The sequence below is a fragment of the Acidobacteriota bacterium genome (assembly GCA_040754075.1).
Taxonomy (GTDB): Bacteria; Acidobacteriota; Blastocatellia; order UBA7656; family UBA7656; genus JBFMDH01.
This window is the reverse complement of sequence record JBFMDH010000014.1, coordinates 46,128-70,934: the sequence shown is the minus strand read 5'-3', so window position 1 is coordinate 70,934 and position 24,807 is coordinate 46,128. Positions and strand designations below refer to the sequence as shown.

21 protein-coding genes are annotated in these 24,807 nt (G+C 49.8%); 17 read left to right on the top strand and 4 right to left on the bottom strand.

The features are described 5' to 3' along the window. The first annotated feature begins 26 nt into the window (after window positions 1–26). From AB1757_16260 to AB1757_16200, 13 genes are all read left to right on the top strand, one after another. Window positions 27–1,826 carry a c-type cytochrome gene (locus AB1757_16260; protein ID MEW6128594.1) on the top strand — a complete coding sequence of 600 codons (1,800 nt, stop codon included), beginning with the start codon at window positions 27–29 and terminating at the stop codon, window positions 1,824–1,826. An 85-nt stretch (window positions 1,827–1,911) separates the two neighbouring features. Then, window positions 1,912–3,342, top strand: coding sequence for a cbb3-type cytochrome c oxidase subunit I (locus AB1757_16255; GenBank protein MEW6128593.1), 1,431 nt, complete (start codon window positions 1,912–1,914; stop codon window positions 3,340–3,342). 18 nt (window positions 3,343–3,360) lie between these two features. Beyond that, the gene (locus AB1757_16250; protein ID MEW6128592.1) at window positions 3,361–3,930 is read left to right on the top strand and encodes a cbb3-type cytochrome c oxidase subunit II; all 570 of its coding nucleotides are present in this window, start codon (window positions 3,361–3,363) and stop codon (window positions 3,928–3,930) included. 77 nt (window positions 3,931–4,007) lie between these two features. After that, window positions 4,008–4,190 carry a hypothetical protein gene (locus tag AB1757_16245; GenBank protein MEW6128591.1) on the top strand — a complete coding sequence of 61 codons (183 nt, stop codon included), beginning with the start codon at window positions 4,008–4,010 and terminating at the stop codon, window positions 4,188–4,190. A gap of 14 nt (window positions 4,191–4,204) precedes the next feature. Beyond that, window positions 4,205–4,510 carry a hypothetical protein gene (locus AB1757_16240; GenBank protein MEW6128590.1) on the top strand — a complete coding sequence of 102 codons (306 nt, stop codon included), beginning with the start codon at window positions 4,205–4,207 and terminating at the stop codon, window positions 4,508–4,510. Between the two features lie 65 nt (window positions 4,511–4,575). Next, window positions 4,576–5,061: a hypothetical protein gene (locus AB1757_16235; protein ID MEW6128589.1), complete on the top strand. Its 486-nt coding sequence runs from the start codon at window positions 4,576–4,578 to the stop codon at window positions 5,059–5,061. A 19-nt stretch (window positions 5,062–5,080) separates the two neighbouring features. Continuing rightward, the gene (locus tag AB1757_16230; GenBank protein ID MEW6128588.1) at window positions 5,081–7,036 is read left to right on the top strand and encodes an FAD-dependent oxidoreductase; all 1,956 of its coding nucleotides are present in this window, start codon (window positions 5,081–5,083) and stop codon (window positions 7,034–7,036) included. A gap of 231 nt (window positions 7,037–7,267) precedes the next feature. Further along, complete coding sequence (locus tag AB1757_16225) at window positions 7,268–7,975, top strand: sulfite exporter TauE/SafE family protein (protein MEW6128587.1); 708 nt, start codon at window positions 7,268–7,270, stop codon at window positions 7,973–7,975. Window positions 7,976–8,054: 79 nt separating this feature from the next. Beyond that, entirely contained in the window at window positions 8,055–9,425 is a 1,371-nt protein-coding gene (locus AB1757_16220; protein ID MEW6128586.1) for a 4Fe-4S dicluster domain-containing protein, read from the top strand. A 159-nt stretch (window positions 9,426–9,584) separates the two neighbouring features. Further along, complete coding sequence (locus AB1757_16215) at window positions 9,585–10,496, top strand: hypothetical protein (GenBank protein ID MEW6128585.1); 912 nt, start codon at window positions 9,585–9,587, stop codon at window positions 10,494–10,496. A 71-nt stretch (window positions 10,497–10,567) separates the two neighbouring features. Then, entirely contained in the window at window positions 10,568–10,753 is a 186-nt protein-coding gene (locus tag AB1757_16210) for a hypothetical protein (GenBank protein ID MEW6128584.1), read from the top strand. 13 nt (window positions 10,754–10,766) lie between these two features. Continuing rightward, on the top strand, window positions 10,767–13,316 hold the full coding sequence (locus AB1757_16205) for a cation-translocating P-type ATPase (GenBank protein ID MEW6128583.1): 2,550 nt from the start codon (window positions 10,767–10,769) through the stop codon (window positions 13,314–13,316). A 309-nt stretch (window positions 13,317–13,625) separates the two neighbouring features. After that, window positions 13,626–14,495, top strand: a complete 870-nt coding sequence (locus tag AB1757_16200) for an SAM-dependent methyltransferase (protein ID MEW6128582.1) — start codon at window positions 13,626–13,628, stop codon at window positions 14,493–14,495. A gap of 66 nt (window positions 14,496–14,561) precedes the next feature. On the opposite strand, the gene trxA is transcribed toward AB1757_16200, so the two are convergent. The 4 genes from trxA to ric all read right to left on the bottom strand — a co-directional run bounded on the left by trxA (window position 14,562) and on the right by ric (window position 16,867). Beyond that, window positions 14,562–15,017, bottom strand: coding sequence for a thioredoxin (gene trxA / locus AB1757_16195; GenBank protein MEW6128581.1), 456 nt, complete (start codon window positions 15,015–15,017; stop codon window positions 14,562–14,564). A gap of 22 nt (window positions 15,018–15,039) precedes the next feature. Further along, complete coding sequence (locus AB1757_16190) at window positions 15,040–15,300, bottom strand: hypothetical protein (protein ID MEW6128580.1); 261 nt, start codon at window positions 15,298–15,300, stop codon at window positions 15,040–15,042. Between the two features lie 146 nt (window positions 15,301–15,446). Further along, the gene (locus tag AB1757_16185) at window positions 15,447–16,100 is read right to left on the bottom strand and encodes a DUF6064 family protein (GenBank protein MEW6128579.1); all 654 of its coding nucleotides are present in this window, start codon (window positions 16,098–16,100) and stop codon (window positions 15,447–15,449) included. A 23-nt stretch (window positions 16,101–16,123) separates the two neighbouring features. Next, complete coding sequence (gene ric, locus AB1757_16180; protein ID MEW6128578.1) at window positions 16,124–16,867, bottom strand: iron-sulfur cluster repair di-iron protein; 744 nt, start codon at window positions 16,865–16,867, stop codon at window positions 16,124–16,126. Between the two features lie 236 nt (window positions 16,868–17,103). Between ric and nifJ the strand changes: the two genes are divergently transcribed. The 4 genes from nifJ (at window position 17,104) to AB1757_16160 (ending at window position 24,339) form a co-directional block, all read left to right on the top strand. Continuing rightward, the gene (gene nifJ, locus AB1757_16175) at window positions 17,104–20,712 is read left to right on the top strand and encodes a pyruvate:ferredoxin (flavodoxin) oxidoreductase (GenBank protein MEW6128577.1); all 3,609 of its coding nucleotides are present in this window, start codon (window positions 17,104–17,106) and stop codon (window positions 20,710–20,712) included. 136 nt (window positions 20,713–20,848) lie between these two features. Next, a complete protein-coding gene (locus AB1757_16170; protein MEW6128576.1) occupies window positions 20,849–21,850 on the top strand; it encodes a dihydroorotate dehydrogenase-like protein in 1,002 nt (333 codons plus the stop codon). Between the two features lie 45 nt (window positions 21,851–21,895). Further along, entirely contained in the window at window positions 21,896–23,185 is a 1,290-nt protein-coding gene (locus AB1757_16165) for a citrate synthase (protein ID MEW6128575.1), read from the top strand. 350 nt (window positions 23,186–23,535) lie between these two features. Continuing rightward, window positions 23,536–24,339 carry a hypothetical protein gene (locus AB1757_16160; GenBank protein ID MEW6128574.1) on the top strand — a complete coding sequence of 268 codons (804 nt, stop codon included), beginning with the start codon at window positions 23,536–23,538 and terminating at the stop codon, window positions 24,337–24,339. Window positions 24,340–24,807: the final 468 nt, after the last annotated feature.

Here is a 24,807-nt window from a genome sequence, read left to right as displayed (position 1 = left end):
CGGTTCCTTTTTAGAGGATTGAAATTATGCAAATGCGATTAGCCTTAGCTCTGGCGAGTTTCGTTGTACTCATCGTTCACGGCATTGTTTTTTACGACCAGTTTTTTAATAAATGGGAACGCCATCAAACCGCCTATTTTGAACAAGCGCGGACGATGTCGAAAAGCGATGCCGAACGCAAAATGTTTGAGGGGCGCAAACCCAAAGTCGAACAAATTCTGGTGACCCAATTTGGCGGCGAACGGGTTGACCGCTGCACCACCTGTCACATTGCAGCCGACGACCCGCGTTTCAAAGATTTTGCTGAACCCATCAAAACCCATCCCTATTCCGAAGCTATGGGCGATAAGAATGTCGATGGTCGTTGGGAACGCCGTCATAAATTCGCCGACTTCGGTTGCACCATTTGTCACGACGGACAAGGGCGCGGCTTGGAAACTTTTTATGCGCACGGCGCAGACCATTACTGGCCCGACCCGATGCTCGGTTTCGTCACCCAAGCCAACTGGCGCGCCGATTACAAAGACAAACTCAAAGACAAAGATTTCATGCAGGTGAATTGTTCGCAATGTCACACCGAAGAAAATTTCAAAGGCACGCCGCTCGTTACCCGAGGCAGACAATTATTCTTTGAAAAAAATTGCTATGGTTGCCACAAAGTCGAAGGCTTATCCAACGGCACACTGGGTCCTGACCTTTCAGAAGTCGGCAAGAAATTCAAAGTCGATTATCTATGGGAATCCCTCGCCGACCCGCGCGCCAACTCCGCCACTTCGTTTATGCCCAAGTTCAATTTGAACGATGAAGAAACCAAAGCCCTGGTTATCTTTTTGAAGAGTCGTCGCGGATTGAATTTCGCTGAAACCTCGCTTGACCGTTATCGCGCCGCCTTGCTCAAGAAAGACGAAACGGCAATCGAACCCAAGCCTACGGGTACGCCGACAACGCCTGCCGCCACGCTGGTTTCACAAGGCGAAAAACTGTTCAATGACAAAGCCTGCGCCGCCTGTCATAAACTCGCCAATCGCGATGGCGGTATCGCGCCCGACCTCACCTATCAGGGTTTACTCAAAGATGAAAAATGGATGATGGATCATTTCAAAGACCCGCGTTCGCGCGTGACCGATTCCATCATGCCGACCTTTGGATTTACCGATAGCGATTATCAAGCCTTGACCGCCTATCTGGTCAGTATGAATAAACCGCCGACCGCGACTGCGCCCGCCGAAATTTATCAAAACCAATGCGCCCGTTGTCACGGCGAAGCCGGCGACGGCAAAGGAATGATTGCGCTTTATCTCGACCCCGCGCCGCGCGATTTAACCAAAGCTTCATTTATGAACAGCAAACCCGAAGAGCGGTTGTTGAAGTCCATTAAAGAAGGGGTTGCGGGAACTTCCATGCCGGCATGGGGTCGGGTGTTTAGCGATGATCAGATTCGCGGGGTTCTCGGTTATCTCACGCAAAATTTTGTCAAAGAGGCGCGCCGCGAATTGAAGCCGCGCAATGTGCCCGATGCCAATCCTGTAGCGATGAGCGATGATTCGGTGCGTCGCGGCGAAGAGATGTTCGTGCAACGGTGTTCGGGTTGTCACGGCAGAAAAGCCGATGGCAAGGGTCCGAACTCTCTGGACATCACGCCGCGTCCGCGCAATTTGCGCAACACCGATTTTATGAATTCGATTAATGATAAACGGTTGTTCGAATCAATCATGTATGGCGTACAAGGAACCGCTATGCCGCCCTGGGTTGATTACGGACTCTCACAAAATGACGTAGGTAATCTGTTGAATTATTTACGCAGTATCAATCAGGGCAAGAAATAAATATTTGCCGGGCTGAACGGTTGGGCAAAAGCCAGTCGCTTAGTCCGGCGAATGAATTTAACTGCAAATTTGCTGGGGAGGCATTATGCAAGAATCAAAAGAAGCGACTGCGGTTGGCGCAATTCCGGTAGCGGCAAATTACGCCGACTCGATTCACCAAGATACCACCGCCAAGTATTTTCTGGTCAGTTCTATCACCTACTTTTTTATCGTAGGAATTATAGCGGTTACGATTGCGGCGAAATTTGTCTGGCCTCAACTGCTTGGCACCATCCCGATGTTGACCTACGGCAGACTGCGTCCACTGCACGTCAATGGCATGCTGTTCGGATGGTTACTCGCCGCTGATATGGGACTCGCCTATTACGTCGTCCCAAGGCTATGCGGGGTCAAACTGTGGAGCGAAAAACTCGGTGTGGCAACCGCCATCCTCTGGAATGTCATTGTTCTGAGCGCCGTGGTCTGTTTACTGATGGGTTGGAATCAGGGGCTTGAGTACGCCGAACTGCCATTGCCGCTCGATGTTCTGGTGGTCATCGCCTGGATTATGTTTGGTCTCAATATTTTCATGACCGTGGCGACGCGCAAATATCAGGCGATGTATGTGACCCTGTGGTATACGATGGGCTGCATCCTGTGGACAGCGTTCGTTTATTTAACCGGAAATTTCGCCACCCTGTTTACCACCGGCGTCAATCAAGCGAATTTGAATTGGATGTATGTGCATAACGCGGTCGGCTTGATTTTCACGCCCATCGGCTTGGCGCTGGCTTATTACTTCATTCCGAAAGCGTCAAACAGTCCGTTGCACAGCCACAAACTTTCGATGATTGGTTTCTGGTCGCTCGCCTTCGTCTATGTCTGGACGGGGGCGCACCATATGCTGCACGGGCCGATTTCACAATGGTTGCAAACCATTGCCATCGTCTTTTCGGTCATGCTGCTGATTCCGGTGTGGGCGGTGGTCTATAACTTCGTGGCGACCATGAAGGGACAGTGGCATCAGTTGCGCGAAAACGTGCCGCTCAAGTTTTTAATGAGCGGGGTGGTCTTTTATCTGCTCACCTGTTTCCAGGGACCGATGCACAGTTTGCGTTCAGTGAATGCGATTGTATCAAAGACCGACTGGATTCCCGGTCACGCCCATATGGCGGTGCTTGGCGCGTTTTCATTCTTCGCGATTGCCGGTAGCTATTATGTAGTGCCGCGCATCTTCAAACGTCCGTTGCATTCCGATGCGCTTGCCAATTGGAGTTTCTGGCTCTTTTTGATTGGCGGTCTGGGATTTTTCGTGACCTTGTGGCTTGGCGGTTTCTGGCAAGGTTGGCAATGGAACAACCCGACGATTCCGTTCATCGATACGGTCGTGGCTTTGCAGCCCGTCTGGTTGGTCAGATTCTTCTCAGGCATTTTGATGTTTGCCGGAATCTGCGCTTTTGCTTACAACATTCTGGCAACCATGACCGGCACCAAGGGCAAATCTTCCGCCGGCAATGTTGCAACCGCGACGGCTTAATGAAGGAGGCATAATTTTATGTTGAGAAAAGCTGACACTAACGCTGCCTGGTTTATCGGCAGTTCTTTGCTGTTATTTTTCATCGGCGGCATTTTAACGACGGTGGTTCCGCCCTTGATTGATAAAAGCTGGGCAAAGCCCTTTGAAAACGCCGATGCCAGCAAAGGCATGACCGGCAAACTGAAACCTTTAACCGAACAGGAATTGCGCGGTCGCCAGATTTATATCAATGAAGGCTGTTGGTATTGCCACACGCAACAGACCCGCACCTTGCTTGCCGACACCAAACGTTCAGGCTGGCGCGGTGTGGATGCCCCGGTGTCAACGCCCGATGAATTTGTTTACGACAGCCCGCATATGTTCGGCACCAAACGCACAGGACCAGACCTCTCGCGCGTCGGTGGCAAATATGATGAGCAATGGCATCGCACCCATTTTCGCAATCCGCGCGATCTGGTTCCCGGTTCCATCATGCCGCCCTTCCCCTGGATAGCCAATAATGAACAGGATTTTCAGGCGGTGGTGGCTTACTTGCAAACCCTCGGTCGCGCCAAAGATTGGCGACCTGATAACGATTATGAAAAGTAGTCAGTAGCCGGGAGGTGGTAGCTGGTTAATCGTTGGACTCCTAACCGGCTACCGGCTACCGACTGCCGGAGACCGTTATGAAAGATTACGTTTATCCCAGCATCTTTTTCGCTTACTTCTATTTTTTCCTGTTGCTCTTCGGGGCAATCTATTTCTGCATTCGCTCAAGAAAAGATGGGTACTGGGGAGAAAACAGCGAAGAGGTGAAATATCAAATGCTCAAAGATGATGACGAATTCATTATCGACAAGCGAGATTAACCGGAGGTCACAGTATGGAATCATCTAAAGAAAATACCGAAATCAAAGAATATGCAGACGGCTGGATTACCGAGCGCAAAGGCACCGATGTACCGATGTTTTTGAAGTTCGCTTTCATCGTTATTGCCGGAGGTTGTCTCACTTACCTTTTCCTTTATATGAATGGCGAAGAGACGCACTCCGACAGAGGCACACTGGTGCGCGCTTTCAATGAAGTGACCGGCACGACCAATGGCTTTATGTATTTCGTCGCCGCGCTGGGAATTATTTATGGCGCGATTCTCGTGCGTTTCACCTTTAAAAAATTTCACGAAGATTGAGGCGAACCGCCTTGAGCGCAAGGGGCAGAGGACAACATCGAGTTGTAGCTACTTAGAGGTCAACCATGCAATGCCTGGCAAGTAAAATCCTACTTCTTCACTCAAAAAGTCCCGGTGAAGCCCATCAAGGCTGGGCTTGGTTGACGCTGGCTTTGGCGTTGGCGCTGCATATTACCGATGAAGCGCTGCACGATTTTTTAACCGGCTATAACGCCACGGTTTTGGCAATGCGAGAAAAAATTGCTTTTCTTCCTTTGCCAACCTTCTCATTTGAAGTCTGGTTGAGCGGGTTGATTTTCGCTGTCCTCCTGTTGCTGTTGCTTTCACCCTTCGCCTTTTCTCGCGCGAGGTGGCTCACCAGACTGTCTTACCCGCTGGGAATTTTAATGCTGGCGAATGGCTTGCAACATCTGGTGGGTTCGCTTTATTTCGGGAAATTGCTGCCCGGCGCTTATTCTTCGCCTTTATTGATTGCCGCCTCGATTTACTTATTATGGGCAATACGTCAACCAAACCGGAATCAACGCAACATTGCGCTTAATAAGGATTGATGAAGATTTTGGATTCGTTATGAACGATAACCACTTGGAATTTGAATTAGCCGACCAAACGACAGCCGAATACTGGACGAAGATGGTCAAGTGTCAGGATGCCTGCCCGGTGCATACCAATGCCTGCGGTTATGTGACGGCGATTTCTGAAGGTCGCTATAGTGACGCTTATAAAATTGCCCGCGCCACCAATCCCTTTGCATCTATCTGCGGACGGGTGTGTGGCGCGCCCTGTGAGGTCAATTGTCGTCGCGGCGATGTTGACGCGCCGGTTACGATTCGCGCGCTCAAACGTTTTGTCAATGAACAGTTCGGACCCGAAACCGGCAACTATGAATATTACATAGCCGGAGCCGACCAGCGCATGATTCCACCGACGCGCGGCGATTATGAAAAAATCGCGGTGATTGGCGCAGGGGTTTCGGGACTCACTGTGGCTCACGATTTAACCTTGCTCGGTTACAAAGTCACGGTGTTTGAAGCCAATGATGAACCCGGTGGAATGCTCACCGTTGGCGTGCCGGTTTTTCGTTTACCGCGTGATCTGGTGCGCAATGAAATTCAAGCGATTCTTTCGATGGGCGTCGAACTCAAATGCAACATGCGATTGGGGCGCGATTTCACCATCAGCGATTTGCGTCGCGAAGGTTACCAGGCGATATTCATCGGCGTAGGGCTGCCCAAAGGTCGCAAATTAAATATTCCCGGCACCGAGACGGAAGGCGTTTATGACGGCATGGATTTTTTGAAAGCGTTCAATGAAGGAAAGCCGCTGCCGATTGGCAAACGCATCATCGTCATCGGCGGCGGCAATGTCGCTTATGACGTGGCGCGTTCGGCAATTCGCCCGATGCAGGTGCCGATGGCTGACGCATCGTCGGATATGGAACGCACCCAGCGCATCGCTTATGACGTGGCGCGTTCGGCGCTCAGAATGAGCGGCGACAAAGAAGTTCATGTTGTTTGTCTGGAAAGTCGCCATGAAATGCCCGCCGATGAAATCGAAATCGTCGAAGGCGAAGAAGAAGGCATCAAGTTGCATACCTCGCGTGGACCGCAGGAAATACTGGTTGAAGAGGGTTATCTCAAAGGACTCCGAACCGTGAAATGTGTTTCGGTGTTTGATGAAAATCGCCGTTTCAGTCCGAAATTCGATGACTCGTTTATCGAAGACATTCATGCTGATACAGTGCTCTTTGCCATCGGGCAAACTTCCGATTTGAGTTTTTTGAAACCCGAAGACGGCGTAGAAATCGAACGCGGGTTGATTAAAGTTGACCCGGATACTTATCAAACCACAGCGCCGGATATATTCGCTTGCGGCGACATCGCCCACGGCCCGAGGCTTTTCATTCACGCCATCGCTTCGGCACAAATTGCCGCGCGTTCCATGCATGACTATCTGCGCGGCACGCGCACCGATGTGGTGGTTCGTAAACGCTGGTTGCCCGCCGAGTATACGATGGTCAAAGGTTGGGAACGTTTCGAGCGCGAAAATCCACCGGCATTGGAAAGCGAAACGCGCGCTTCAACGCTCAACATCACCGAATTGAACTTCGCGGAAAGCGAAGCCCGTCGTCAGGCGGCGCGGTGTTTGCGCTGCAATATCAACACGGTTTTCGATACCTCGATTTGCATTGCCTGTAATGGGTGCGTGGATGTTTGTCCGCAAAATGTCATCAAACTGGTTGGTCTTGACCAATTGCGCAATGATGATTACCTGATGAATCTGGCTTCGGAAACCTGGGATATTCAGGCTGAAGATTTGCAGGATTACACTGATGAAGAATTGCAGGAACTCGGCGCGGTGATGCTCAAGGACGAATCGATTTGTATACGTTGCGCCATGTGCGCGTCGCGGTGTCCGACACAGGCGGTCACCATGAAGCGTTTCGATTTTTATCGGGAGTGTTCGACAGTTGGGGTTGCGAATCCCAAAATCAATTACGCAAACAGAAGCTCTCTGGTAGGATAGTGGTTCTCAAAATCCGTCGTTGCCATATGCTTTGCCCTTTTTACTGGGAAGGAAGCATCATCCCTATATGAATAACGCGGGCGAGAACCTCCCTGCCCGATTATTTGAAGACGCGGATTGAACCGTCCACGCTCCCAGTAAAAAGACTTCTGAATGCATTCCTCTGTTCATCTCCCTTCCGGCTATTGCTCTGTCCACAAGGCACACGAATTGCACAATTAGAGATTCGTGATGAGCTTTGGGGAATTTTACCTGATTTTTGCATTAGGACTTGTGAGTAGTTTGCATTGTGTGCAAATGTGCGGACCGATTGTGCTGTCTTACAGTTTGCCATTGGGTAAGCACACGCGAAGACAGCAATTTTTTGCTCACCTCTCCTACAACGCGGGGAGAATTTTAACTTATACCGTACTCGGCTTGATGGCAGGTTTGGCGGGCGGCACAATCGGTTTTATCGGCAAACTCGCAGGCGTGGGCAATATTGCGGCAATCATTGGCGGCGCGTTAATGGTTATCGCGGGTTTGCTCATGCTTGATTTAATCCCCAGCCGCAACCTGCAAAGATTTGACCCGCTCAAAAGCTTATCGCGGTGGTTAAACCCCATCGGTTGGCGTCTCTCGTCGCCGACGATTCTCAGCAAATTTTCGCTTGGCGTGATGCTCGGATTTCTGCCTTGTGGACTGGTTTACGCAGCTTTGCTGAGGGCGATTGCAACCGGCGAGATGCTGGCAGGGGCGCTCACCATGTTGGCGTTTGGACTGGGCACAACCAGTGCTTTATTGGTGCTCGGTATGTTTTCGTCGGTCATCAGTTTGAAATTAGGCAGATGGGGGAGCCGTCTGGCAGCCGTCAGTGTCACGCTGCTTGGCGCATTTTTGGTTTGGCGCGGTGTGATGCCGTTCATATCGGGCAGCGCGCCAACCGAATGTCATCAGTAGCCCAAAAGTTAGCGCAGGCATTTGAGCGCCCTCCCTGACGGTCGGGCTACTGAACTGAAACTGAAATATGAGCCTTATCATGAAAAACCTCGTTACGACTGAACCCAAACCGCTTCCGGTTATCCAGTCGAAAAAACCATCACTGAAGCCTGCGGTGACTCCAGTTCCAAAGCAGAAGACTTATCACCGCAGCCGCCGAATCGTGCAGTCTTTATGTTTTATCGGATTTTTAATTCTTCCCTTTTTTAATGTGATGCGCTTTGACATTCCGCGTCAGCGTTTTTATTTCGCGGGTTACGAACTCTGGATTAATGAATTTGCCATTATCTTTTTCGCCATGATGTTTACCTTGTTCGTCATCGCCGCGGCATCCATGCTCTATGGCAGAATCTATTGCAGCTACCTCTGCCCGCAGATGATTTTCAGTGAAGCCTCGCTTGCCGTCGAAGACAAAATCCGCCGCGTCATCAACAAACGCTTCATCAAAATGGATGCCAAAAAACGCCAACTCCTGAGCCGCATCGGATTTTACAGCGTGCTCGGTCTGGCTTCGATATTTTTGGCTTTCGTGTTTATTTCCTACTTCGTCGAGCCGCGCGATTTATTCTGGCGTTTAGCTTCACTCGATATTCAAACCGCCGGGGGCATTGCGGGCGCGGCAACCACGCTCATCACCTTTTTGGATTTCACTTTGGTGCGCCAGAAATTCTGCACCACCATATGCCCTTACGGTTATCTGCAAGGCATCCTCGGCGACAACAACACGCTCATCGTGCATTATCGCGATGAAGACAAAACCTGTATCGAATGCAAAAAATGCGTGCGCATTTGTCATATGGGCATAGACATTCGCAAATCGCCTTATCAAATCGAATGTATTCATTGCGGCGAATGCATCGATGCCTGCGCGGACGTGCTCGGACGTTTCGGCAAAGAGAGTTTGATTCACTATACGTGGGGCGAAAAGGGCGAATATCTAAACGATAAAAAAGTGCCGTGGCTTCGCCGTCTGGGACTGAGAGATGCCAAACGCATGGTGGTGCTGTTGATTATTTTGTTTTATGCCTCCGGTCTGTTTGTGGCGCTTTCGATGCGCGATAACGTGCTCGTGAAAATTGCGCCGATTCGCACAACCATGTATCGCATCGGCGAAGACGGCAGAATTTACAATCAATTCCGCATGACGGTTGCCAATCGCGGTAAAAAAGATGCGCTGCTCACGCTGTCACTCAATAATTTACCTGATGCGCAAATCGTGGTGGCTGATAATCCCCTGCCGCTGCAAGCCGGTGAAGAGGTGCAAACCGAATTTGAAATTGCGCTGGAGCCTAATCAAGCGCAACCGGGCGTCAATTATTTTCAAATCGTCGGCGCAGTGACGCCCGACAATACCAGAGAAACCTTTGATATGACGTTCATCATGCCGACTGAGCGCCCGAAGACCAAATAAACGGTCAGTTGTAGTAAGGAGAAGTCATTATTTTTTCTTTCATACATACCGAGTCACATGGGTATTTCATTCGTGTGATTTAAACCATTCATAACCTTCGCCTCAGCAAATTGCCAGGCGAAGGACTAACCTCAATCTCAATTACTGGAGGATCAGGGAATGAATCAATTATCAACTCATATCGCTTCGCGTGGAGGTAAACTTTTTTCCCATATTGTTTTTGCCTGCGCTTTCGTCTTTGCCTTAACACTCTTCTCGGCGTCGACAACTTCGGCTCAGAGTTTGAACTGGGAAGGTCAAACGGGAGCGTTTATCACCCCTTTTGCCTATACCAGCGATTCGCCGGTTAAAGGCATCGGTCACCCGAACGTCAGCTTTCACTATTTAAATGCCGGCAGCGTGATTGGCAATCATTTTCAAGGCTCGATCACCGTCGGCATCGCCAAACGGTTGGAATTCGGTTACACGCGCAATGGCGCAGCCGAAGGCAGCACACCGGTTTTCAGTTCGCTTTTTAAAGAAGGCTTTAACATCTTTCATGGCAAAGCCAATCTGGTCACTGAAAATGCCGGTAAAAACAATTTTGTCCCGGCGGTTTCCGTAGGCTTTGTGGCGCGCACTCAGGTCAAACGTGTGGGCGGTGTGCTCACCAACAAGGAAACCAAAAACGGCGATGTTTACATCGTTGCAACCAAAACCATTACTCAGGTCAAACATCTGCCGATATTGATTAACGTCGGCTACAAAGGCACCAATGCATCGCTTATGGGGGTTGCCGGTAATGCGCCCGATTGGACTGGAAAACTTTTCGGCGCGGGCGCGTTCGTCGTCAAAGCGTCAAAAGGTTTATTGATATTCGGTTCCGAATTCGCCAAACAACCGAAACGCATCAAGGATTTGCCGGGCGCAACGCTGCCAACTTCCTTAACCTATTTCGTGCGCATCGTGCCGAAAGGCGATGTGCCCTTCAATATTGATTTCGGCGTTGCCCAGCTTGCCGGAAAGATTGCGCCGGGCGTCGATTTAAAAGCCCGTTCGCAATTTGCAATGGGCATGTCCTATCGCTTCTAGTTTGCTTTAACTCATCAGCAAGTGAGTCGATTATTCCCGGCTCACTTGCGCTTCATTCAAAGGAGAGTGCTGTGAATATTCAATCAACTCATCCCGCATCAAAAACAGGGCACCCGGTTTTACTCTACGTGTTGCCGCTGGTGATGGTCTTGTTTATCGGAATTCTGGTTGTGGTTTATTACGTTTCCAAGAAAGCCAATCCCATCATTCTTGATGAACAAGGCAAACCCGTAAACGCCGAACTATCACATCATTGAAAAGGGTCATTGCATGAAAGAAGAGCAGGCAAACTATCCGTGCGACCTGTGTCAATTACCGGTCGGACGCCATCCATTTCAACGACAATTTAACCATGAAACCAAATGGTTCTGTTGTCTGGGTTGCACAAATGTTTATGCCATATTGCTGGAAAGCGGCGTCATCGACAGCGGTGAAGACATTCGCGAAACTGAAATTTTCAAACGCAGTTTACAGCTCGGACTGATTTCCACCGGCAGAACCCAATCAACTAAAAAATCAACTCTTGAAATTCCCCAAGGCACACCAACCGAAGAGGCATTGATTCAGGTTTCAGGCATGTGGTGTTCGTCTTGCGCCTGGCTTATCGAGCACGCCTTATCGAATGAACGCGGCGTGGTTTCCGCTGAAGCGTTCTTTGCATCCGATTTAGTTAAAGTTCGTTACTGCCCGCAATATCTGCCGCCCGACCGCATCACTCAGCGCATCAAGCAACTCGGTTATCAAGCCAGCGAATACACCGGCGACAATGAAGCAGCGCAGACGGAACGGCGCGATTTAATTTTGCGACTCGGCATTGCGGGTTTTCTGTGGCTCAACATCATGACGTTGAGCACGGCGCTTTATGTTGGATATTTCGAGCAAATCAATGAAAGTCTGGCGCGTTTCCTGCCCTTTGTGTTGATGGCGCTGGCTGCGCCTGTCATCTTCTTTTCTGCAAAAACGATTATGCAACTCGCCTGGCAAGGCTTCATCAATCGCACTGTAAGAATGGAAACGCTCCTTGGTTTAGGCATTCTTGCGGCTTATGTTTACAGTTCGATTCAAGCCTTTCGCGGCGAAACCCATGTCTATTTCGATACCGCTTCAGCAATCGTCACCTTGGTTTTACTTGGCAAATTAATCGAACGCGGCGCAAAAGAGCGCACCAGCAAAGCCATCACCATGCTTTATCGGTTAATGCCGAAAAAAGTTCGACTGTATGCCGGTGGCTTGGAAAAATTTGTTTCCATCGAGGCGCTCAGTGTCGATGATATTTTTGTCGTCAAAGCCGGTGAACGCATACCGGCTGATGGTGTAGTGGTCGAAGGCGCATCGCATACCGATGAATCGTTGCTCACAGGCGAATCGTCGCCAATCGCTAAAGGGATTGATAGCCCTGTGGTATCGGGCAGCGTCAATGTCAGTAGCGTCCTGCACATTCGCGCCACCAAGGTTGGCAATGACACGACGCTGGCGCAAATCATTCGCCTGGTAGAACACGCCCTGAGCAGTCGTTCGGCAATCGAGCGCACGGTTGATAAAGTGTCGCGCATTTTCGTGCCGGGCGTCATTGTCGTTGCCGTTTCAACTTTTGCGATTTGCTGGCTCGGCGGGTTTACCAACCTGGGCGATGCCTTGATGCGCGCCATCACGGTTCTGGTTATCGCTTGCCCCTGTGCGTTGGGGATGGCAACGCCGCTTGCCATCACCGCCGCCATTGGCGCGGCTTCACGTTCAGGCATACTCGTTAGCGACAGTCGGGTACTGGAAACCATTCGCAAAGTTGATGTGGTGATATTGGATAAAACCGGAACCATCACCGAAGGCAACTTCGCGCTCCTAGATTTCGACATTCAACCTGAAACGGTGATGCTCGAAAATTTCATTCCAACCATCGCCCTGCAATTGCAGAACTCACTACAACCGCCTGTAAGTGAAAATTTATCCGACGGGATTTTTAAAACCCATTACTTGCCGATGCTCGCTGGGCTTGAACGCTGTTCGGAACATCCCTTGGGACGCGCGGTCATCAATTACGCCGAGCATGAAAATATCGATATTACGGAAGCCCGCGAGGTGCAAATTCATAAAGGGCTTGGCATCACCGGCAAGATTTCAAACAAACGCATTTTCATCGGCAATCGCAAACTCGCCGAAAGCGAAGCGCGACTGTCGGGTTCGCAATTTCTGGAAAGCGCCAATCAGTGGGAGCGGCAAGGGCGCACGGTGGCATTTTTCGGCTGGCAAGGCGCAATCAAAGGCGTGCTCGCCTTCGGCGACCAGGTTAAACCGGAAGCCCGCCAGGTCGTGAATGATTTAAGAGCGCGCGGCATCAAAACCTTGATAGTTTCGGGTGACGCGCAAGACACGACCGCCTGGATTACCAAACAGGTTGGCGCAGATGAATTCATAGCCGAAGCCCTGCCCGATGATAAAACCCAGGTGATTGAGCGATTGCAGCAACAGGGCAAAGTCGTCGCCATGATTGGCGATGGCATTAACGATGCGCCGGCTTTGGCGAAAGCTGATTTAGGCATCGCTGTGGGGTCGGGGGCAGACCTCGCGATGCGCGCCGCAGCGATGGTGTTAATGAGCAATTCACTGACGAAAGTTATCGAAGCGTTCGAGATTTCGCGCAAGACCTGGCGCGTCGTCAGACAAAATCTGTTCTGGGCATTCGTGTATAACACCTTGAGCATCAGCCTCGCAGTCACGGGCGTGTTGAATCCGTTGCTTGCCGCCGCCGCCATGTTGCTATCGAGTTTATCGGTGATTGGCAATTCACAACGCCTCAGCGCCTCGCTGCAAAAACGCAAGTAAAGCAGTACGATTCGGCGGTAACCGGCGGCTCATTGTGTGTGTTCAACCCACCCGCTGCCACAGGCGCTTGCCAGAATTCATTCGTTCTTCCCGAATACCAGTTGCCTGAAAAAAATGTGCTACACTGGCAACCGTTCTTGAGAGCATTTTGCGGTTGATTTTACCGGAAAAATTTTTAAGCAAGCGGTCTTTGACCGCGATGATTTTTAACAGGCGGTCAAAGACCGCTTGCTCAACTCAAGTAGCAGTGTATTGTCAAAAAGAATTCATTCTCGCAAACGTCTGCGATGGGTTTGAGGGGAATGCTTGATGAGAAAAGATTACAGCCGCACCGCCGAGGCGGTTGCCTTAGCCCGCGCCATACAACAGAATCTGCCGCCATCCCAACGCATACTCGACGACCCTTACGCATCGGCATTTATTCAACATCCATATTTGCGCCTGGTTGCCCGCAGCCCGATGCGCTCGCGTCTGCTATCGCGCTTTCTGGATTTCTGGGCAACCGGCGGGCAGGAATTCGTTGCCATTCGCGCGCGTTTTGCCGATGAACTGGCAAGCGAGATGGTTGGTCAAGGATTGCAGCAACTCGTGCTTTTAGGCGCGGGGTTTGATTCGATGGCGTTAAGAATTCAGCAAACGCTTCGTGGCGTAACGGTTTTTGAAGTCGATCATCCGGCTACCCAAAAGGTCAAACGCAGAGTCTTGGAACGGTTGGGCATCCCCGATAATCTGCGCTTTGTCGCCGTTGATTTTGAAAAAGATAACTTCGTTGAAAAATTGCAAGAGGCAGGATGCGCCAGCCATCAACTTTCACTGATTATCTGGATGGGCGTGTCGTACTATTTGACTGAGCAGGCGATGGCGCGCGCTTTAACGCAAATCCGTTTGTTGGGAAGCCAGGGGAGCAAACTCACATTCGATTATTTCTTGCAGGAAGTCATTGACCAGACCACGCCAAATGCCGAAGCGCGATTTGCAGCGCGCCGCGTGGCGCAACTCGGTGAACCGTGGCTATTCGGATTGCAACCCGAAGCAGTCGCTGATTATTTAAAGAATTTCGGATTCCGATTGATTCACGATTATGATGCCGAAGGGTTGCGACACAAATTTCATCTGCGGCGTTTCAAACCGATTGATTACGCGCACATCGTGGTTTGCGAACACGCGGGCAAGGCTTGAATGCACAAACGGCTGTCGGGTTTTAAATCGAAATTTGCCTTTCTATTTTCATTTGCTTACCCGCAGTTAATTCTCCAGCACAGCTTCCAACCGGCTCATAATCTGCTCTTTGCTCATCAAACCAATCAGCCGGTCAACCGCTTTGCCGTCTTTGAAAATAATCAATGTCGGGATGCTGCGAACATTAAACCGCACAGCCATTGCCTGATTTTCATCGATATTTAATTTGGCAATCTGCACGCGCCCGTCGAGTTCGCTTGCCAGTTGGTCAAGCACAGGGGCGAGCATTTTGCAGGGCGCGCACCAGTCAGCCCAGAAATCAACAACAACCGGAATCGCCGATTGCTCGACCACTTCGGCAAAATTGCTGTGGTTGACCATGACCGGCTCTGCGCCCAGAGACAAAGCCGTAGCGCAACGCCCGCAAATCGGAATGAATTTTTGCTTCAACCGATCAGCCGGGACACGATTAACGCTTCCGCAGGCTTTGCAGCGCAGCAGATGAACAACATTTGAATTCATAACCACCTAATTGATTTCAGGCTCAGGCAGCCTTCGGATGATGCGTCGTTGTGGAAGCCTGCGTATCGGCGGTTTGTGACTCTTTGGTTTCCGACGCCTGGCGTTTCAGGTCACCGAGAACATCCAAACCGATGGCGATAAACAAAACCGCTACGGCAAACGGAAATGCCGTGTAAAGGTAGGTGCCAACTAAACTGCTGCCCGTAAAGGTCAGGAATATGCCCCCGCCTGCTCCGCAGAAAACCGTCAACAACAACGCCAGAATGGTTCTGATGTATTTCATATTCACACCTCTCCGTCATGTTGAATTTTGAAATAATTCAGAATCGTTAAAGCAATCACCGAACCACACAAAAAATGGGGAATAGTCCAGAAAATCGCCACTATTTGCATAGAACAGGAAATGGTGTGCGACTTATTCCCCACCCACTAAAGACGCGCGAGGATTTTTTCGCGACGGCTCTCAAATACAAAAGCTAGCACAAGTAGACCTGCGACAAGCAACCCGAAATCCTCTTTCACCCCAAAGAGAAAAGCTGCCGTTGACCCAACCAATGACCACAACAGCGGAATGATTAACAATTGCCAGGGAACTTTTTTTTGGACGAATAAGAAGAAACCCAAAGTAAAAATGGTCAACGGGCAGGGCGTCACCCCAAACATGGGTGATTGGGGATAACCATGGTCGAATACATATCCGAGTGCCGGGTACAGCGCCATTGCATAAAGTATCAACAATCCCCCCACCAGGCTGCGAAGGTTTCTGCTAAAACTAAAAGAGAGCTGTTGCTTTACAAATCCAAACCACAGTAACAGCCCCCCCTGAATTATAAATACCAGACCAAAAATGTAAGCAGCCGGGTTAAGGCTGCTGAAATACATCAAGTGATAAAAAATTCCTGTCCATAACCAGAAGGCAGCCAATATCGCAGCTACCAGTTGGTCGCGCTTTGAAAATTTTGAAAGCGCCATCAGCACAGCAACGCCGCCGAGCGCATAGGCAATCACCTGAACGGGAAAAATTGCCCGATTATATGTCTCAAAAATGCTAAAGAATTGATCTGCGCTAAAGGGAAGATTCATTTTTTCCTCCCCTATCGGTTCATTCAAGCAAGTTGCAATTCATACCAGGCAGCCTTTTCCAATTCCAGGGTTCGCGGAAAAAGAACATTATTTTCCAGGTGAATGTGCTGGTGTAAATCTGCTTCAAATGACGGCAAGGCTTCATACAAAGTTTGATAACTGATGCAGGCATCCGCCGGAACCTGATAATTGTTGGTCATGGTTCGCATAATGCGCAGCAATTCACCGACGTTATCATGTTCCATCATCATCATCCTCACGGGGTTTTTCACGGTTCCGAAAAACGGCATCGGCGGTTTATGATGATTTTTCTGCGCCGATTCCAAAGCTTTCACGTAAGGAAACAGCACGCTCTCTTCCTTCATCATATGCGGGAGTAAATCTTCTGCCAGCAATTTAAATAATTCATTCAAGCGTAAAAGTTCAGGATGATTTTGGGCGTGCGCCTTGCAAACGCTGATCAGTAATTTTTCCAACCGTTCAATCTCCTGTTTGGTAAACACATGATGGGTTTGCACAATAAAATCAACCAGTGCAATAAGCGATTCCTGTTGCCAATTGTGATTTGGCAACGGCTCATGGTTTTTATCAAGCTCCATCAGTGAAGATAAAACCTCTTCAGTTGAAACCTGTGCAAGCTGGCAGGCTTCATTTAGCGAACGATTGCCGCCACAACAATAATCGATACCCAGTCGTTCAAATATCCGCGTGGCTCCGGGCAATTTAACCGCGACTTCTCTAACCGTATTGGATAAGGTAAAGCTCATAACTCCTCCGAGTGTGTAAAGTTTAATAATCTTTGTTGTGGTGCAAAACTCATACCCGAATAAATCTTCGCGTTAATCACCATTGCTGCGAAAAATTTCACAATTCAACCGGCGAATGATGGGCGTTATCGCAACCTGTATGGTTTTCTCACTGGTATTTTTCCGCAATCCCCCGAACTTGGAATCAATTTCCCGCTGGAATAGGTTTTGCTCTCTCACGCCCGTTAGAGGAAATTATGAAAAGAGAATTAATCACCTTTGACGGCAATGAAGCCGTCGCCCACGTTGCTTATCGAATCAATGAAGTCATTGCCATTTATCCAATTACGCCATCATCGCCAATGGGCGAATGGTCTGATGCCTGGTCTGCGGCGCATCAACCGAACATCTGGGGCATCGTGCCATCGGTCATTGAAATGCAAAGCGAAGGCGGCGCGGCGGGCGCTGTACACGGCGCATTGCAAACCGGTTCACTAACCACAACCTTCACGGCATCGCAGGGCTTGCTGCTGATGATTCCCAATATGTATAAGATTGCCGGTGAACTCACACCGATGGTCATCCACGTGGCGGCACGATCACTTGCCGCGCAGGGGCTTTCAATTTTCGGCGATCATAGCGATGTGATGGCAACGCGCGCCACCGGCTTTGCACTGCTTGCGTCAAATTCGGTACAGGAAGCGATGGATTTTGCGCTGATTGCACAGGCTGCATCGCTTGAGTCGCGCATTCCCTTTCTGCATTTCTTCGACGGGTTCCGCACCTCGCATGAAGTCGCCAAAGTCGAACTGCTCACCGACGATGATATGCGCGAAATGATTGACCTCGATTTAGTGCTGGCGCATCGCGGGCGCGCGCTTTCGCCCGACCATCCGGTGCTGCGCGGCACGGCGCAAAACCCCGATGTCTATTTTCAAGCCCGCGAAACCGTCAATCCTTTCTATGACAAATGCCCGGATATTTTGCAGAAGGCGATGGATAAATTCGCGGCAATTACCGGACGGCAGTATCACCTCTATGAATATCACGGCGCAACGGATGCCGAGCGCATTATTGTTTTAATGGGTTCGGGCGCGGAAGCGGTTCACGAAACCGTCGATTACTTAAACGCCCAGGGCGAAAAGGTCGGGGTGTTGAAAGTGCGCTTGTATCGCCCGTTCGATTCTAAACGTTTTGTTGAAGCGTTACCGGCAACCGTTAAAGCTATTGCCGTGCTTGACCGCACCAAAGAGCCGGGCAGCGCCGGCGAACCGCTTTATCAGGATTGCATCACCGCGCTTCACGAAGGAATGAGCAAACAATGGGGCGAACTCGAAGTCGCGCCGAAAATCGTCGGCGGGCGTTACGGGTTATCTTCAAAAGAATTCACCCCCGCGATGGTTAAAGCGCTATTCGATAATCTCAAACATGAACATCCGAAAAATCATTTCACCATCGGCATCAATGACGATGTGACCTTCACCAGTCTCGAATACGATGACCGTTTTTCAACCGAACCCGCAAGCGTAGTGCGCGCCATGTTTTATGGCTTGGGTTCGGATGGCACGGTCGGCGCGAATAAAAATTCCATCAAAATCATTGGCGAAAACACCGATAATTTCGCGCAAGGCTATTTTGTTTACGACTCCAAAAAAGCCGGAGCCGTCACCGTGTCCCACTTACGATTTGGTCCCGAACCGATTCGTTCAACCTATCTCATCACCCAATCGAATTTCGTCGCCTGTCATCAACCGATATTCCTCGAACGTTACGATATGCTTTCGGCGTTGGTCGAGGGCGGCACTTTTCTGCTCAACACACCTTATTCAAAAGAGCAAATCTGGCACGAGTTGCCGCAGACCATGCAGGAACAGCTAATCGAAAAACGCGCTAAATTTTTCGTCATTGATGCGACTAAAGTAGCCAGAGAAAGCGGCATGGGAACGCGCATCAATACGGTGATGCAGGTCTGTTTCTTTGCCCTGTCGGGCGTCTTGCCGAAAGCCGAAGCGATTGTCGCAATCAAAGATTCCATCAGGAAAACCTATGGCAAAAAAGGCGATGAAATCGTCGCGTTGAATTTAAAAGCGGTGGATGAAACCTTGGCGCATCTCTTTGAAGTTACGATTCCCGGCGATGTGACCGGCAACATAGCGATGCCGCCGCCGGTCTCGCCAACTGCTCCGACTTTTGTGCGCGATGTACTGGGAAAAATGATTGCCTGTCAGGGCGATTTATTGCCGGTGAGCGCCTTGCCTTGCGATGGCACTTATCCGACGGCAACCGCGAAATGGGAAAAACGCAATCTCGCATTGGAAATTCCGGTTTGGGATTCGCAGGTGTGTATTCAATGCGGCAAATGCGCGATGGTCTGCCCGCATAGTGTCATTCGCATTAAAGCCTATGACGCGAAATATCTCGAAGGCGCGCCCGAATCTTTCAAATCCTGTGATGCCCGCGACCGCGAATGGCAAGGGTTGAAATACACCATTCAGGTGGCACCCGAAGATTGCACGGGTTGCGGGATTTGCGTCGATATTTGTCCCGCGAAAAACAAAACCGAAACCCGGCTCAAAGCCCTCAATATGCAAGCGCAACCGCCGCTTCGCGAAAGCGAACGCGACAATTGGGATTTCTATTTAGAGATTCCCGAACTCGACCGTCGGTTGATTAAAAACTCGACGATTCGTCAACAACAGGTGCAGGAACCGCTGTTTGAATTTTCCGGGGCATGCGCCGGATGCGGCGAAACGCCTTACATCAAACTGGTCACTCAGCTTTTCGGCGACCGCACGGTGATTGCCAATGCCACCGGTTGTTCTTCGATTTATGGCGGCAATCTGCCGACCACGCCTTACACACAAAATGGCGAAGGTCGCGGTCCCGCCTGGTCGAATTCCCTCTTTGAAGACAATGCCGAGTTTGGTTTGGGGTTCAGATTGTCGATTGACCAGCAAACTGCCTTTGCCAAACAACTGTTGCCGAAATTCGCCAGTGTGGTTGGCGACGAATTGGTCGAACACATTCTGAATGCCGAGCAAAAAAATGAAGCGGATATTTATGACCAGCGCGAACGGGTTGAAATATTGAAACAGCAACTTGCCGGTCTCGATTCGGTTGAAGCGAAACAATTACAAAGTCTCGCCGATTACCTGGTGAAAAAGAGCGTATGGATTGTTGGCGGCGACGGCTGGGCTTATGACATTGGTTATGGTGGACTCGACCATGTCCTGGCAAGCGGTCGCAACGTCAACATTCTGGTACTCGACACCGAAGTCTATTCCAACACCGGCGGACAAATGTCGAAAGCCACACCGCGCGCGGCGGTGGCAAAATTCGCTGCCGGGGGCAAGCCCGTCGCGAAAAAAGATTTGGGATTGATTGCCATGACTTACGGCAATGTCTATGTGGCGCGGGTTGCGATGGGCGCTAAAGACGAACACACGCTCAAGGCTTTTCTTGAAGCCGAGGCTTATGACGGACCATCGCTCATCATTGCTTATAGTCATTGCATCGCGCATGGCATCAACATGGCGACTGGCATGCAAAATCAGAAAGCCGCCGTCGAATCCGGTCAATGGTTGCTCTATCGCTACAACCCCGATTTAACCGAAACCGGCGAAAACCCGCTTCAGCTTGATTCACGCGCGCCGAAGATTGCCCTTGAGCAATATCTCTATCGCGAGAATCGTTTCAAAATGCTCACCAAGAGTCATCCCGAAGATGCCAAGCGGATGCTCAAGGAAGCGCAAAAAGATGTTTATGATCGCTGGCGTTTTTACGAATACTTTGCCTCGAGAAAACCGGAACCGCCGGACGGTAACGGCAATATCGGTGGAAAGGAATTAGCGAAGTTGCAAAAGTGATGCCTCAGTGCGTGGACACCGGCTGTGATACCCGTGCAGTAGTCAACAACGGTTATTGCAGCCGGGCTGAATTTTTGTAAACCGGTGGGGATGGAAATTTCAAAGCAGTGAATAACTGAAAACGAAAGGTTATCTCATGAAGCTCAACACCTCTTATCTGGGAATGAATTTACGAACGCCGCTGATTGTATCGGCTTCGCCGCTTTCGGAAGAGCTTGACAACATCAAACGCATGGAGGATGCGGGCGCGTCAGCCGTGGTTTTGCATTCGCTGTTTGAAGAGCAACTCACCAATGACCGCTTTGAGTTGAATTATCATTTGAGTTACGGCACCGAAAGTTTTGCCGAAGCGTTGACCTTTTTTCCCGAACCGCTCGATTATCATCTCGGACCCGAAGGTTATCTCAATCACATTCGCAGAGCCAAAGAAGCCGTGAACATTCCGATTATCGGCAGTCTCAATGGTTCATCCATCGGCGGCTGGACGGATTATGCGAAAGAGATTGAACAGGCTGGAGCCGATGCCATCGAATTAAATATTTATTACATCCCGACTGACCCGGATATTTCCGGGGTTGAAATCGAGCACACCTATCTCGATATACTTGAAATGGTCAAACCCCATGTCAAGATTCCGGTTTCGATAAAGCTCAGTCCATTTTTCAGCAACCTCGCCAATTTTGCCAAACGTCTTGACGGTGAAGGAGCCGATGGACTGGTTTTGTTTAACCGTTTTTATCAACCTGACCTTAACCTCGAAGCTCTGGAGGTTTTTCCCAACATCATTTTGAGCACGCCGCAGGCAATGCGCCTGCCGATGCGCTGGATCGCCATTCTTTACGGGCGCATTCATGCATCACTTGCTGCAACCAGTGGTATCCATACGGCACAAGATGTGTTAAAAATGTTGATGGTCGGAGCAAACGTCACACAGCTATGCTCAGTCCTTTTTAGGCGCGGCATAGACCATATCAAAATCATTGAGCGTGATTTAATCGAATGGATGGCAGAACACGAATATGAATCGGTTCGCCAGTTGCAGGGCAGCATGAGCCAGAAAAACTGCGCCAATCCCAGCGATTTTGAACGCGCCCAATATGTGCGGGCGCTCCACAGTTACAAACCGGCTCATTTATAATTGCGCGGTCTGTACCAGTAGTTAACTAATTTTCAGGAGGCAAAGATGAGCGCACAAACTCTCACCATTACCGATAATCGAACCGGCAAGCAGTACGAAGTGCCGATTGACAACGGCACCATCAAAGCCATCGATTTACGCAAGATTAAAACCTCGGACGATGACTTTGGCTTGATGACTTATGACCCGGCATTTACCAACACGGCATCGTGCAAAAGTAAAATCACCTTGATTGACGGCGACAAAGGCATCCTCAGATATCGCGGCTATCCGATTGAACAACTCGCCGAACATAGTTCGCATCTCGAAACCGCTTATCTGATTTTGCATGGTGAATTGCCCGATGAAGCGCAGTTAAAGGATTGGACTTGGAATATCACGCATCACACCTTTATTCACGAAAACATCAAAAAATTTATTGACGGTTTTCATTATGATGCGCACCCGATGGGCATGTTGATTGGCACCATCGGCGCGTTGTCGACGTTTTATCCCGATGCCAAAGCTATTTTCAATGAAGACTCGCGCCGCAAACAGATTTCCCGGTTGATTGCCAAAGTCGCAACCATTGCGGCTTTTGCCTATCGTCACCGCATGGGACTTCCGTATGTTTACCCGGACAATGATTTGAGCTACCCCGGCAATTTCTTAAACATGATGTTTAAGACCACGGAGTTGAAATACCAGCCCGACCCGATTCTCGAACGCGCCCTGGATGTGTTGTTTATTCTGCACGCCGACCACGAACAAAATTGCAGCACCAATGCCATGCGTAGCATCGGCAGTTCGCAATCCGACCCCTATTCGGCAATCGCCGGCGCGGCTGCGGCGCTCTACGGGCCATTGCACGGCGGGGCGAATGAAGCGGTGTTGCGCATGCTCAATGAAATCGGCACTGTTGAACGCATCCCCGAATACATCAAGAAAGCCAAAGCCGGAGAGATTCGTTTGATGGGCTTCGGGCATCGCGTCTACAAAAACTATGACCCGCGCGCCAAGATTATCAAAAAACTGGCGTATGAAGTTTTTGAAGTGACCGGCAAAAACCGTTTGCTTGACATTGCTCTGGAACTCGAACGCATCGCCCTCGAAGATGATTATTTCGTGCAGCGCAAACTCTATCCGAATGTCGATTTTTATTCGGGAATTATTTATCAGGCGATGGGCTTTCCGGTGGAAATGTTCGCGGTATTGTTTGCCATTCCGCGCACCGCGGGCTGGATCGCCCAATGGGAAGAGATGCTGCTTGATACGGAGCAGAAAATCGCCCGCCCGCGCCAGATTTATCTCGGCAGCGATATACGCGATTATGTGCCGATGAAAAAACGCGGTTAATTGTTTTTATCCGGCAAGGGCTTTGGTTACCCAGGGCGCTTGCCGGATTTGTCTGCTTATCCCGCTCAGTCAAGCCCTCGAAATTGTTTGTGAGTCGTATCACCGATTTCAGTGATTCAACTCACAGACTGCCTGTAGCAATTGCAGTAAGATGACCTCGATAACATTAGGCTTGGCAATTTGATAATGACGATGAACAGTGAGGTTCATCAGCGGTTCTCAATAATATAAAAACCGTTCGTTGATGGGCTATCGGCTTTCACCTTGTAAACAATAGGAAACATCAACCTGAACGCAGTAAAAAACTCCTACGTCGTGCTTATTGAAAAATAACGAGTCGGAGGTGAGTTATGCTGAAAAGGTCTATTTTATTGGTGTTTTTTCTATTCTTTGGGATGATGTCGGTCTCAAAAATTTTCTCGGCTGCCCCTATTCAGGATTTATCCGCATTCAAAAATAACAGTTGTGTAAATTGTCATTCGCGTGCCGAAGGGTCGGCGCTCGAAGGCAGTCGCTATTATGAATGGCATATGTCTGTCCACAAAATCGAAGGCATCGGCTGCGATAAATGTCACGGCGGCAATGCGACTTCAAATGACAAGAAACTAGCGCATATGGGCGTGCTATCGCCCAAAGCCGGTGACAGCAAATTGCATCCGAAAAATTTGCCAGCCACTTGTGGTGCCTGTCATCAACCGATAATGACGGCTTTTGTCAACAGCAAACATGCGCAACAACTCAAAGGCGCAAATGTCGGACCGAGTTGCAATACCTGTCACCAACATATGGGGTCGGAAATTATTTACTCGGTTGAAGACATCGCCACCGTTTGTTCGAGTTGTCATGATGCCAATAAGGGCGTGATGCCGCGCAACCCTGAAATCAGTAAAAAATCGGTTGAGACCTTAAACGCCTTGCGCCGCGCCAACGGCGTAGTGGTCTGGGCTGAAGGGTTGATTAAAGACGCCCAGAACAAGAAGGTGAATGTCAGCGCCGAAGAGGTCAAAGTAAAGAATGTGCGCGAGATGCTGAAAGATGCCAAAGCCAGTTGGCACACCTTTACGCTGGATGACACACGCAAAAAAGCCGATGCGGTATTTGAAGCGGGCACCCGGGTAAAAGACGTGCTGAGAAACCGTTTGTATCCGCAATAAAGGTTGGCATCTGGGAATTTTTTCGCTACTTACAGGGGAACAGTAATTGCTCTGGCAGAGGTTTCATAGGCTGCCGGAGGGAGAATTTAACCATAATGCCAATCACCAAACGGTTAAATCATCGCCTGGGGGAAAAATTCAACAACGTATCGAGATCAAGGATGTGCGCAATCTAAGAGCAGTCGGTTACAGGGTTATTGTCAAACTTGAACTGGCAATAATCAAGGTTTGTAAACTTGTTCTTTCTTAATCATTACTTTTTTACAGAAGCAGTGAACCAGCTTCCGGCTTCTGAGAAAAACTACGCACTTTTTTGGGGTAATTCATCAAATTAGCCGGTTTCCGCAGTATGGCTAGTTTGATTTTGCTGTGGCGATCTTGAGTATTTGAGCACCGAGAAAACCCAACAGCCCTTATTTGAAGTTTCGGTTTTAAAGAATCGATTCTTTTTTCACAACAGGAGGCATC